Annotated in this window: 10 protein-coding genes and 1 tRNA gene; 2 read left to right on the top strand and 9 right to left on the bottom strand. The window is 60.6% G+C overall.

Annotation, left to right across the window (positions count from 1 at the left end; genetic code table 11):
- Window positions 1-105: 105 nt before the first annotated feature.
- Complete coding sequence (locus ACR0KW_RS09050) at window positions 106-1728, bottom strand: AMP-binding protein (protein ID WP_480804670.1); 1623 nt, start codon at window positions 1726-1728, stop codon at window positions 106-108.
- A gap of 35 nt (window positions 1729-1763) precedes the next feature.
- On the bottom strand, window positions 1764-2939 hold the full coding sequence (locus ACR0KW_RS09045; RefSeq protein ID WP_480804669.1) for an acyl-CoA dehydrogenase family protein: 1176 nt from the start codon (window positions 2937-2939) through the stop codon (window positions 1764-1766).
- A 103-nt stretch (window positions 2940-3042) separates the two neighbouring features.
- Here ACR0KW_RS09045 and ACR0KW_RS09040 point away from each other — a divergent pair, with 103 nt between their 5' ends.
- Entirely contained in the window at window positions 3043-3924 is an 882-nt protein-coding gene (locus tag ACR0KW_RS09040; RefSeq protein ID WP_480804668.1) for a LysR family transcriptional regulator, read from the top strand.
- Between the two features lie 257 nt (window positions 3925-4181).
- Window positions 4182-4271 (top strand) — tRNA-Ser (locus tag ACR0KW_RS09035).
- Window positions 4272-4399: 128 nt separating this feature from the next.
- Here the strand turns inward: ACR0KW_RS09035 and ACR0KW_RS09030 are convergent.
- From ACR0KW_RS09030 to ACR0KW_RS09000, 7 genes are read right to left on the bottom strand one after another with little or no spacing between them, the layout of a single operon-like run.
- Window positions 4400-5302 carry an FAD:protein FMN transferase gene (locus ACR0KW_RS09030; RefSeq protein ID WP_480804667.1) on the bottom strand — a complete coding sequence of 301 codons (903 nt, stop codon included), beginning with the start codon at window positions 5300-5302 and terminating at the stop codon, window positions 4400-4402.
- Window positions 5299-5814, bottom strand: coding sequence for a nitrous oxide reductase accessory protein NosL (locus tag ACR0KW_RS09025; RefSeq protein WP_170546547.1), 516 nt, complete (start codon window positions 5812-5814; stop codon window positions 5299-5301). The genes ACR0KW_RS09030 and ACR0KW_RS09025 overlap by 4 nt, the downstream gene beginning before the upstream one ends.
- A complete protein-coding gene (locus ACR0KW_RS09020) occupies window positions 5811-6632 on the bottom strand; it encodes an ABC transporter permease (protein ID WP_170327980.1) in 822 nt (273 codons plus the stop codon). Before ACR0KW_RS09020 ends, ACR0KW_RS09025 begins: the two co-directional genes overlap by 4 nt.
- Window positions 6629-7522 (bottom strand): ABC transporter ATP-binding protein, encoded by an 894-nt coding sequence (locus tag ACR0KW_RS09015; protein WP_480804666.1) that lies wholly within the window; start codon window positions 7520-7522, stop codon window positions 6629-6631. Before ACR0KW_RS09015 ends, ACR0KW_RS09020 begins: the two co-directional genes overlap by 4 nt.
- Window positions 7512-8768, bottom strand: a complete 1257-nt coding sequence (locus tag ACR0KW_RS09010; protein ID WP_480804665.1) for a nitrous oxide reductase family maturation protein NosD — start codon at window positions 8766-8768, stop codon at window positions 7512-7514. The genes ACR0KW_RS09015 and ACR0KW_RS09010 overlap by 11 nt, the downstream gene beginning before the upstream one ends.
- A gap of 3 nt (window positions 8769-8771) precedes the next feature.
- Window positions 8772-10679: a TAT-dependent nitrous-oxide reductase gene (gene nosZ / locus ACR0KW_RS09005; protein WP_480804664.1), complete on the bottom strand. Its 1908-nt coding sequence runs from the start codon at window positions 10677-10679 to the stop codon at window positions 8772-8774.
- A 15-nt stretch (window positions 10680-10694) separates the two neighbouring features.
- The gene (locus ACR0KW_RS09000) at window positions 10695-12818 is read right to left on the bottom strand and encodes a 4Fe-4S binding protein (protein ID WP_480804729.1); all 2124 of its coding nucleotides are present in this window, start codon (window positions 12816-12818) and stop codon (window positions 10695-10697) included.
- Window positions 12819-12838 lie beyond the last annotated feature (20 nt).

Below are 12838 nucleotides of genomic sequence, written 5' to 3'. Positions count from 1 at the left end.
CTATCGATGCGCCCTCCGACCGGCGCTGCAGGATACCGAGCCAAGAATCTTTGGCAACGCTCTTGCTGAGTGCTTCGTTGGTTTTCTGCGTGGTGGTCGGACTTTTCAGGTCTCTGTCGTTTTCATCTTGTCCCTGAGTTGGAACTTCTGAATTTTCCCGGTCGATGTCTTGGGCAGGTCCATGAACGCCACGGCCTTGGGGGCCTTGAACCCTGCCAGATGCTCCCTGCAAAACGCTATGATTTCGTCAGTGTTTGCCTCTTGCCCGGGGCGCAACTCGACAAAGGCACAGGGCACTTCGCCCCATTTGGGGTCGGGTTTGGCCACGACCGCAGCGGCCTGTACGGCCGGATGGCGGTAGAGAACGGCCTCGACCTCGACCGATGAGATGTTTTCGCCGCCCGAGATGATGACGTCCTTCAACCGGTCCCGGATCTGCATGTAGCCGTCCGGATTGACCACGGCGGCGTCGCCGGACCAGAAACGCCCGTTGTCAAAAGCCTCGGCCGTGGCATCGGGGTCCTTGTAATAGCCCTTCATGACCGTATTGCCGCGAATGGCGATCTCGCCCTGCGTTTCGCCATCCCGGGGGACGGTTTCCCCGCTGTCGCGGTCAACGACCGAAACGGATTCGACCATGGGAAAGGCAATGCCCTGTTGCGCTTGCAGACGAGCTTGTTCGGCTGGGCTTTCGGCGTCCCATGCCTCTTGCCACAGGCATTGAGAGATATGGCCGTAGGTTTCGGTCAGGCCATAGACCTGCATGACATCCAGCCCCATCGCCTTGGTCTTCTCAAGTACCGAAGGCGGCGGCGGTGCGCCTGCGGTCATTACCTTGATGACCGGGTCAAAGGGCTCGGTCCCGCTTTCGTCCAGTTCTGCCAGCATTTGCAGCACAATTGGTGCCGCACCCAAATGAGTCACGCCATGATCACGAATGGCAGCCATGATCTTGTCCGCGGCGGGTACGCGGGTGAACACTATGGTGCCGCCTTGCAGGGCCATCACCCACGGGTGCCCCCAGCCGTTGCAGTGGAACATCGGCACAACAGACAGGTAGACCGGATAACTGGGCATCTGCCACGCTGCCACCGTGCCAAGCGCCATCAAGTAGGCGCCGCGATGGTGATACACCACACCTTTCGGACGCCCGGACGTGCCCGAAGTGTAGTTCAGCGCAATTGCATCCCATTCGTCATTGGGCAGAGCCGAACCATCGTGTTCGCCTTTGTTCAGAAGTTCGGAATAGTCCCGCCCACCAAGGCTTTCTCCACCCGCCGCATTGGGGTCGGCGATTTCCACAACCGGAATCTCACGACCCAGCAGGGCAAAAGCCTTGGCCAAAAGCGGCACCAGCTCACGGTCAACAATCACCAGTCTGGTGTCGGCGTGATCCAGGATATAGGCAATCGTCTCAGGCTCCAGCCGAGTGTTCAGCGTGTTCAGAACGGCACCGGACAGGGGCACCGCGAAATGGAGTTCGAACAGTTCGGGAATGTTGGGGCAGAGAACGGAAACTGTGTCGCCCTTGGTGATGCCCATTTCAGCCAACCCACGCGCAACCGCGCGTGCACGCCGGACAACCTCGGCCCAATCGCGCCGAACGTCCCCGTAGATCACGGCCGTACGGTGCCCGTGCAGGGCGTCCGCGCGGTTCAGGAATGACAGCGGGGACAGCGGCACATGGTTGGCCGCTGTCTTTTCCATCGCTTCAAAGTGCTTTTGCATGGTCAACCCTCCCAAACAGACCAGCGTGACTTGGCTCAGGTTTCTCCGAAACCCTTCGGAACAGGCAGGTCTGGCAAGGTTTTAGCCCGTTTCGCCAAACTGCGCCCAATCACGACCCGGCTGATTTCCGTGGTGCCATCAACGATACGCAGCATCTGGCTGAGCCGCGACAGGCGGTCCAAGCCGTAGGGTTTGAGCAACCCCATCCCCCCAAGAACCTGTGTACAGGTGTTGGCCGCTTTGACTGCCGCATCCGGGACAAACCGTTTGGCGTGCGCAGCCATCACGGGGCCTTCGGGCGTTCCAAGCGCATTTGCCGCCGCCCGGTACAACAGGCGCGAGGCCTCCAGCTCGGTGGCCACATCGCCCAGCATCCATTGAATGCCGTCCAGATCCAGGTTTTTGCCACCAAACATCTTGCGGTTCTTGGAATAGCTCAGCGCCGTGTCCAGCGCGGCCTGCATCAATCCGCAGCAACCCGACGCAATCGAAACACGGGCGATGTCAATCGCCATCAACGACCCCTGCAAGCCCTGACCGATCGGCAGGATGATGTTGTCCTCCGAAACGACGACGTCCTTCATGTACATCTCGGACAGAGGCAGGAAGGTGTAGCTGGGTGTCTCATAGCGGGGCCCGAAGCTCAGGCCTGGAGCGTCGGCAGGGATGGCGATCATCGCCATATCCTGATGCCCGGGTTGGTCGGTTGTCTTCACCACGGTGAAATAGATATCCGCCTCACCCGCAAGGCTGACCCAGGCTTTCGCGCCGTTGATGGTCCATGTTCCGTCCGAGTTGATCACGGCGCGGCTGTACATGTTGGTCGCGTCAGAGCCCGACTGCGGTTCCGTCAACGCGAAATTCGCAAGTTTCCGGCCGGATGTCAGGTCGCGCGCCCACTGTTCCTTGAAGGCTTCGGTGCCATAGCCGCATCCGGCGAAGGTGCAGATATTGTGCATCGACAGCGCAAAAGCATAGGCCCCGTCGGCGGTTCCCAGTTCCTCGTAAACCCGGATGCCGTCGCCAAGGGAAAGCCCCTGACCGCCATATTCCTTGGGCGCATAGAGACCCGTTAGACCTTCAGCCCCTGCCTTGTCCGACGCAGCGCGGGGCCAAACCCCTGATTGGTTCCAGGCGTCAACATTCGGGGCAACTTCAGTGGCCGCATGTTCACGCGCCACATTCAAAATTTTTTCGATATCGGTAGACAAGCAGAACCTCCCAATTTCCGGTGTCTGAATATTTACGACTGTTTAAACCAGTTTTTTCCTTTACAATATGTGGAAAATTCTGAGCACGAGATTGAATTTTTCAATGACGGACAGTCTGCCGACACTCAAGGGCCTGAGGGCATTCGAAGAGGCCTACTGGCATGGCAGTTTCACGCTGGCCGCCAAGGCACTGAATGTGCAGCAGCCGGCAATTAGCTATCAGATCAAACAGCTTGAGCAGGATCTGGGTATCGTTCTGTTTGAAAAATCCCACGGTCGTCTGGCCCCGACCCCGGACGCGAGTGAGCTGTACGACACAGTTTCACGGGCTTTTCGAAGCATTCGAACGACGGCTGCCCGGATTCGGGCGAAAAGCGGCGATGGGATATTCACAATCGCAACCTATCCAGGGATCGGAACCTACTGGTTGTCTTCGCGCCTGCCCGAACTGTCGGAACGGTTGGGTGTTCAGGTGAAGGTGATCACTCTGGTCAAAGACGCGGACCTGTTTCCGGAACCGGCAGATTGCTGGATACTCTTCGGTCAGGGCCACTGGCCGGGATTTGAGGCCCGAAAGCTGATTGACGAAACCGTTTGCCCCGTCGCGTCCCCCAGCCTGATCGAACGATACCGGCAACCGGATGGCAGCATTGATGTGTCCAACATTCCGTTGATCGAACAGGAAGACCCGGAACGGCGCTGGCTGAGTTGGGAGGCATGGCTGGATCGCTCCCAGGACGATTGGCGTCTGTCCGACAACCGTGTCGTGGTTAACGATCACGGAATGGCGCTGCATCTGGCCCTGACCGGGGCTGGGGTGGCGCTTGGGTGGACGGGGATCATTCAGGACCTGATCGACGGGAAGAGTCTCGTTCCCATGTCGACCCACCACGCGCGGTCGGATTTCGGGTATTGGGTTCTTGGCCGGGAAGGCTTTTGGGAAACGACCCAGGGACGGTTGGTCATCGACCTTTTGAAAAACTGACGGTCCAAGGTAGGGCTCCGGGGCACCACCGTCATCAGATGCTGAACTTGGGGAAGTGGCACGACGGGCGTTTCGCGAATCTGAAACCTGTTGCGGGTCTGTGCTGTTGAAATCGGTTTACAGGATATTGCCCGAATTCGGTGCAAAACGGCTCTATTTGGTGCGATTTCAAGAAGTTCTGGGGTTTCAAAGAAAACTGCCAAACTGTTCAGAAATGGCCTTGTATTTCCGGTGTTTGCAAGGATATACCCGTCGGCGGAGACGTGGCCGAGTGGTCGAAGGCGCTCCCCTGCTAAGGGAGTAGGCGGGAAACCGTCTCGAGGGTTCGAATCCCTTCGTCTCCGCCACCTACCTTTTTCGTAGAGACGGCGCGATCAAAGGCTTACCTCGTTAACCGTTGGCAAGCCCTTGTTCTGGCTCCGTTGTTTTGGGGCACGCTCATGGCGCGATCTGCGGGCAGAGCTAATTCTTATGATCAGATATGCATTTCCAGCCGTGCGTCGGGAAAGGATCTGAGTGCTGTTTCAATTCCTGTCTTCGGCAGGGCGCACAATGCTGTGGACAACCCGTCGGCAATGGCTGCGCTGGCGGCTGAAACTGACACGATATTTGCTGGGCGCGAACCGCCGGCAGGGTTCAGGATGTGTCCTTGATCACCTGTCAGCATGAAGCTGCACGCGTCCGACGTTGCGACCGCTCGGTCCCGCAATTCGATGGTTTTTTGGACCTGACCTCCGTGCCCGGCCAGTCCGACTTGCCAGGCCAGCCCGTCTGCGCGTTGCCCCAGGGCTGCGATTTCCCCCATGTTCACCAGCACGTTCTGCAGGCCATGCCCCTTTAGCAGTGCACTGATACGGTCGGTAATTGCACCTTGCGCGATACCGTTCAGGGTCAGTGCGGAAACGCCGGGTTGGGGCAGACGGATCACGTCCGCCTGAACGGTCACGCCTGCCCAACCGACAGAGCGTCGGGCCGCGTCGATCTTGTCGCGGCTCGCACCGCTCGCAAGCGCGGACCAGAGCGGCTGAATCGTGGGGTCGAAAGCTCCGTTCGTCGCATCGTGCAGCGCCGTGCACAGGCTGAGAACGTTCAAGAGTTCGGGTGCGGGGCCGGACAGGTGCCCGTTGCTGTTCAGGCGACTGAGTTCAGATTGGGGCCGGTACAGGCTGAAGATGTTCTCCAGCCGGTCCATCTCGGCCTCAACCGCGGCGATGATCGGCGCGGCTTGGGCGTCGGTCAGCCCCTCCAGCCGCAAACTGGCCTCGGCCCCCAGCGCGACCCCGCGCCAATGGACCGCCGGGGCAGGTTTTGCACCGGCTGGAAAGGCCGCACAGGCAGCAGATATGGTCAGGAACCGGCGGCGGGAGAGGGGGATCATGAGGGGGTCTCCAGTTTCAGGTCCAGATCGACAGGGCCAAGAACCTCGGCAGCGGGAATGTCGGACAGCGGCATCTGTGCGCCGCCATATTGGGTGATAAAGACATCGGCCGCGGCGGGATCGGCGAAGGGGACAACCTCGGGCGCGCCCATGCCGCCGGCAACGTTAGAGCCGACAACGAAGGTAGCACCATCCGCGGCGATCCAGTTGGATATGCCGGGTTGCCGCCAGTTTGGGGCAATTCCCATGTCACTGACGTACACGGCGGTGATCTCGGCGTCGCGTTCGGGGCTTTTCAGATAAGCCACCATGTCGCGTACCTGTGCAAAGAACAGCGGCGCGGGATACCCTTCCAGATGAATCTGCCCCTTTGGCCCGCCATGTTCGGCAATGTTCATCTGACAGAAATAGCTGAGCGCATCCGGGGTCAGATCAATCGGGTCGGGAGCTTCGGCAACTTCTTCCTTGCAGGCGGTCAGAGCGACCAGAGCGATTAGGGCGAGACGTTTCATGGCTCGACCCTCCGGAATGCGAGGCGAGCAAGGGCAAAGCCCAGCACCGGCCAGATCAGCAGGGAAGCGGGTGCGGCCCAGTTGGGCAGGGCCTGCGCGGCGCCGGTCATGCCGGACGCCATGGCGACGCCTTCTGTTGCCGCGATGTTCCACAGACGAAATGCGTCGGCCGGGTTGGCTACCATCACCCATGGAAAGACGGATTGGGTGAAGGTGCCGTCCTTGTCCATGACGACGGCTCCCAACAAGCCCAGATCATAAAGGACGACAAAAACCAGCCAGAGCCCGGCCGACAGACCTGCCGCCGCCGTAGCCCCCTTTGCCAGGGCGGACAGCAGGTAACCCAGCGCCAGAAATACGGCGCCCAGCAGGATGGACGTGAGGATAAGGCGGACCAGCGCCATCAGGCTTTCCGGCCCTGCGCCACCAAAGAAGGCAGCGACTGCGCCTGCGGTGCCGAAACCGACGGTCATGGCAAAAGCCAGTGCGGCAAGGTGCGCAGTGAACTTGCCCAACAGGATTTCTCCGCGCCCGGCGGGATAGGACAGCAGCAGCGACAGGCTGCCCCGGTCCACGTCGCCGGCAATGGCGTCGAAGGCAATCATCAGCGCGAGCAAGGGCGCAAGGTAGACCGACAAGGTGGTCATCGAGGCCACCGAGACGGTCAGCATGTCGACGCCCAGAGTGCCAGTCGGTGCACTGCCTGCGAAGGTCAGCGCCAAGGCGAACAGCACCATGATCAGCGTGGCCACCAGCAGCCAGCGGTTGCGGCGCAGGATCAGCATCTCGGTGCGGGTGATGGCGAGGAAGCGGGTCATTGCATCTCCTCCTGAGCGTAGTGGCGATAGAGGTCTTCCAGCTTGGGTGGGGTCATCTCCACATCCGCCACGGCATCGCCCAACCCGGCGATCCGGCGCAGCGCCTCCATCTTGTCATCAGGGGTGCAGAGCAGCTCCACGGACGCCCCGTTGATCCGGTTGCCACCCAACTCGGCGGCCACTGCATCCGCGTTGACGCTGGCGCGTACGCGCAGGCGGATCGGCAGACCGGCCAGCGCCGACAGGTTGCTCAGCGTGTCGTCGGCGACCATCCGGCCCTTGCGCATGATGGCAATGCGGTCGGTGCGGGCCTCGACCTCGGTCAGGGCGTGCGAGGCGATCAGGACGGCGGTGCCCTGTGCGGCCAACTCGTCGATGATAGCATAGAGATCTTGCCGGGAAATCGGGTCCAGCCCCGAGGTCGGCTCGTCCAACAACGCCACTTTCGGCTGGCCCAGCAACACTTGCGCCAGACCCAGACGTTGCCGCATCCCCTTGGAATAGGTTCCGATCCGCCGGTCCAACGCATCGCTGAGGCCAACACGGTCCAGCAGGCCGGGCACATCGGCTTTGGCTCCGGACAGCTTTGCGAACAGGGTCAGTTGCTCGCGCCCGGTCAGGGCCGGGTGGAATGACACCGCCTCGGGCAGATAGGCGGTATCCCGTCGGGCTTGTGCCGTGCCGGGGGTGGTATCGCCGATCCGGATGGCGCCGCTGTGGATGGGCGTCAGGCCGAGAATGGATTTGATCAGGGTCGACTTGCCCGCGCCGTTATGGCCCAGCAGCGCCACGCGCTGACCGGGGGCAAGAGACAGGTTGATATCGTCAAGAACGCGGGTTTTCCCTCGGTCCTTGAAAACATGTTCGATTGACAGGGCCTTATCCGTCATGAGGCACCTTTTTCATTGCTTGGGGTTCAGGGGCTTGCATCAAGGGATTGCTGTCCATCACGCCCCCCGGCAGCAGTGCCGGGAAGGCCGATTGCGACCAGCGCACCAGTTGCACGGCAGGCGAGCCGAGCAACAATTTGGCTGCGGGTTGGGTCCACAGCACATGGTCCATACTGTCATTGGGGCGATAGGGGGCATCTGCCACGCCGTTGCCATCCACATCATAGGCGGCGAAATCGGACCAGTAGTTACCGCGCCCGTCTTCGGACCACTCGACCCATTTGGTCGAGACGTATTTCACTTGCGTCCGGTTGCCGACAAAGGCGTTTCCGACGATCCGGTTGCGCTCGGAACCAGCAGTAAAGTGGATACCGATACCACAACCCTGGAACCAGTTATCAGTGAATTCGTTCTTGTTGGAATTATAGAGGAAGGTGCATTTTTCTTTCGCACCTTTCACCACGTTGCCTGTGATGGTGCTCTTGTTGGCATAATTCAGCATCACGCCATGCTCGCGGTCACCGATCGAGACGTTGTTGGCCACGGTTACATTGGTCGTGAACATGACCGCATAGCCCAGATCATTGCCGATCGAGACGTTGTCGCTGACGACCGAGTCGTCGGCATACATGTAATGCACGGCGAAACGCAGATCGCGGAACAGGTTGTTGGTGAAGGTATTCTTCTTCGACGAGTTCACAAATATACCGTCGCGCCCGTACCGGATGTCATTGCCATCAACCACCGCACCCGGCGCGTTCCAGACATAAACACCATTGCCACGGTCATTCATCCGCTGGTCCAACCGGCCTTCGATCCGGTTGCCGCGCACGATGCTGTCCTTGGCCCCGTGAATGTCGACGCCATATAGATTGCCCAGCAACACGTTATCCTCGACCACGGGCGCTTTGGCCGTTTTGGTCAGCTGGATGCCACTGTCGATCCCGTCATGGCTTGAGCCGGAGCCGATCACCGTCAGTCCGCGCACAGTCACGCCCGGTCCGGTCACGGTAATGACGCTGCCGTTGCCTTGTCCGTCGATGGTGGCCTGGCCCTGCCCGTCGATGGTGACGGGCCGGTCCAGAACCAGGGTTTCGGTGTAAACACCCGGGCTCAGGCGGAGGGTGTCTCCATCCGCCGCCTGCGCCAGTATTTCATTGATGGCCCCCGCCCGGTTGGGCACATCCCAGTCCGCCGCCCAAAGGGGCGAGCCGAGCAGGAGCGGTATGAGCAGGGACCAACGCATGGGTTATGCTCCCTGCGGCTCGACCAGCATCCGGCCGCGCATTTCCATGTGCAGCGCGTGGCAGAACCACTGGCAGTAGAACCAGTGCACGCCCGGACGGTCAGCGGTGAAGGTGACCGAGGCGGTGGCCATCGGCCCAATCTCCATCGCGATGCCGTAGTTGCCCAGGCAGAAGCCGTGTGTCACGTCATCCACGTCGTCGAGGTTGGTGATGTAGACCGTCACCTCGTCGCCCTGTTTGACCGTGAACTTCTCAAGGCTGAAGGTCGGTGCCTGCGAGGTCATGTAGACGCGCACCTTGTTGCCGTCACGGATGGGCTCTTCGGCGCCTTCTTCCAGATCGATGCCGTCGGCTTCGGCCTGTTTGCGGGCGTCTTCCCATGTGACGTCGTTGCGGTCCCAGACGTTGACCGGGTTGACGATGTCGGAGCGAACGATGATCGAGTCATGCGGCTCGGCAAAGGTCGGGCCATCGTGGACCACTTTCATCTCGTCGGACGAGATGTCGATCAACTGCTCGTTCTCGGGCTTCAGTGGGCCGACGTTCAGGAAGCGGTCTTTCGAGAACTTGTTCATCGAAATCAGCCACTTGCCGTCAGCGTCTTTGGTTTCACCCATCGAGGTCGAGTTGTGGCCCGGCTGATAATGCACGTCGACCTTCGAGATGATCGGATCGACGTCTTCACCGTTATAGGCCTTGATCGCCTTGTCGATGTTCCACTTCACAACCTGGCTGTCCAGGAACAGTGTGGTGAACGCGTTGCCCTGGCCGTCATAGGCGGTGTGAAGCGGGCCAAGACCCAGCTGCGGCTCACCCACGATGCACGACCGCGGATCGGCGTCGCTTTCGAACAGGGCGTCCAGCTTGGTCACATCCATGATCGAGACAGTCGGCGACAGCTTACCGTTGATGCAGACGTGCTTGCCGTCCGGCGCGGTGTTGATGCCGTGCGGCGAGTTCGGGATCGGGATGTAACGGGTGTATTTCTTGTTCTGACCCTTACGGCCGTCCAGAACCTTGACGCCTTTCAGCTCCTGATAGTCGCCGGCTTCGATGCCTTTTTCGATCTCGGCCAGGTTGAAGACAACAACGTGGTCCAGCTCGTTCTCGGTCATCTCGGCCAGATTCATACCCATTTCCGAGTTGTACGAGGTCGAGTAGGCGTACTTGCCCTGATAGTCGCAGTCGGTGTTGTCGAGGTTGCCCGACACGATCACCTGCCATGCCACTTCCATCGTGTCACCGTCCAGCGCGGTGAAGATGTTCACGTATTGCGACGGATCGTCCAGCACTGTGCCGTCATTGACCAGCGGTGTTTCATCTTCACCATTGGCAAAGACATAACCGGTGCGCGGGAATTTCTGCGGACGCAGACCGTGGATCGCCTTGGCGTTGGGGATCTCAGTGATCTTGTCGCATTTCATCACGTCACAGCGCACACGAGCGACGCGGGTGTTGGCCTTGTCGTTCATGAACAGGTAACGGCCGTCATAGGTGCCGTCGGTGAACGACATGTGCGGGTGGTGCAGGTCGCCGTTGTCATAGGTTTTCAGGCCGCGCTTGGCCAGGAATTCCTTGGTTTCCGGCAGCAGACCATCGGTCATGATCTTCAGCGATTCATTGGTCTGACCCCAGCCGGTGGCCGAGCAGCGGTTGAACACCGGCACCCGCATCAGTTCGCGCATGGACGGGAAGCCCAGGATGCGCAGCTCGCCGGTCTGACCCGAGGACCAGAAGCCGTAATATTCATCCAGCTCACCGGGTTCGAGGTTGTATTTGGCGGCGGCGCTTGCTTCGCGGGCGGTCATCAGGGTCGAGCCCAGACCGGTCCCGGCCAGCACGGCACCGGTGGCGGTGGCCCCCAGCATCCCGCGGCGGGTGATGTTCAGTTTGTTTTCGTTGTCCGACATGATCGTTCCTCCTTTTTAGGAAACAGATTGCGGTTTGGCGTTCGGATGGTTCGCCGGTGGTTGCCCGAGGGGGGTCTTGATGTTGACCGACCCTGTCTTGGCCCGCCGTTTAAGCTGGCGGATAACGACGGGACATTTGTCCTCGGACTGGTAGAGCACCTGACAATGCAGGCAGGTGACGCACTCGTTCGGGTTGATCTCACCAGTGGGGTGGATTGCCTGAACGGGGCATTCGTTGGCGCAGGTCTGACAGGGGGCGCCGCACTCTTTGTAGCGGCGCAGCCAGTCGAACATGCGGATACGGGCAGGGATCGCCAGCGCTCCGCCCAGCGGGCAGAGATAGCGGCAGTAGAACCGTTCAATGAACAGCCCGATCCCCAGCAGGAGCAACGCAAAGACCACAAACGGCCAGTCGCGCATGAATTTCAGGATGATCGCTGTCTTGAACGGCTCGATCTCGGCATACTTCTCGGCCAGCGGGATCGACACGAAGCTGATGCCGAAGAGCACGAGGAAGATCATGTATTTCGCAGGCCAAAGCCGTTCGTTCAGACCCCAGGGCAGGGTCCATTGCGGCACCTTCAGCGCCCGCGCGATCTTGTTGGTCAGTTCCTGCAGCGCGCCGAACGGGCAGAGCCAGCCGCAATAGGCCCCGCGTCCCCAGAACAGTAGGGCGGCGGCCACGGCGAACCATTGGATAAAGACCAGCGGATCCAGCAGGAAGGCGTCCCAGCTAAATCCGGTGCGCAGGCTGCCCGCCAGCGCCATCAGGTTCACCACGCTCAGCTGCGCGTTGGCATACCAGCCGATGAAGAACAGGGTCATCGTCAGATATCCGATGCGGAACCAGTAAAAGACCCGCGCATTCATCGTCGCGTGGAACTGGAAGAAGAACGTGGCGGTCAGCACCAGCAGCATGACGCCCAGAACGGCAATCTCGACGGTGCGGTCTTTCCAGATGCGCTGCCACAGCGCGGCCTTTGCGGCGGCCTCTCCGGTGGCGTCATCGACGACTGCGGGGGCGGTGACCGGCAACAGGTACTGATCCGGCAGCTTGTAGCCCAAATCGAAGGTCAGGAAGGTTTTCTCGACTGCACCTACGGCCCGTTGCACCAGCAGTTGCAGGCGGAACGGTTCAGTCGGCTCAAACCCGGCACCGGCGGGGATCTTGAAGATATCAAGCTCGGTAAAGCTGGGCGCATCAGATGCTGCGACCCGACCCAGACGGCGCTGTTGCTTGTCGAAGAAGCGCACCGAGCTGTCGCCCTGGATCAGTTGAATCCGGTCGAAAATGCCACCGCGGACATAGCCCGAGCCCTTGAAGCTGTAGGCCCCGCGCCCCAGCACCAGAATGGCCTGTTCGCCTTCGTCCAGCCAATTGGTCAGGTTCTTGTATTCGGCCTCACCCAGCAGGGATTTCCCGATCGACGGCACCGAGACCAGCGCCACGTGCATGTCGATAAAGGTGTCGTCCGGCTCACCCTTTTCGGGGCGTTTGATGGCGCGCTGATCGCCGGTGGCCTCAAACGCGGCGTTGACCTGGCCGACATCCAGCGTCAGCCGCCGTATCGAACCGTCACCCGAGAGGGTGGTCCAGTCGTAGACCGCATTCTTGGCCATATCGACTTCGCGTTTCGGCCCGTCGGCCTGCAGCGGGGACAACCCGCCCAGACCCAGCGCGCGGGAGACCTTGATGCCGCCGCGCACGAGGCTGTCGTCGATCACCATGATCGTGACCGTCGCGCCTGAGATGATGTCGAGGTCATGCCCTTCACCACCCGTTGCGGCCTCGTGCTTGAGGTCGAGGCCGGTGTAGCCTTCGGTCAGTTCGACCATTCGGGAATTGGGGATGCCGATCAGAACGATGGGTTCCGAGTGTTTAACCAGCTTCACCCCGGTCAGCACCGCATCGTCGTCGATGGCGGCGACCACGTGGATGGGTTTGCCGGAATAGCCGGTGGTGCCCACGAAATCGGATGTCAGGAAAGCCCAGGCGATGGTTTCCCCGCCCTTCAACACAGGGGCGACGGGGACGTCATCCCGCACCGGACCAAAGGCATCGGCACCTGGGGCCAGATCGGCGGGCTCAATGTCAGGCAGGAAGCTGGCGAGGCTGTCGGCATGGGCGCTGATCGCCATCAGGCAGGACAGGGTAAGGG

The organism is Ruegeria sp. CG11 (assembly GCF_056537245.1).
The sequence above is the reverse complement of the archived record's forward strand: the minus strand, read 5'-3'. Positions and strand labels throughout refer to the sequence as shown.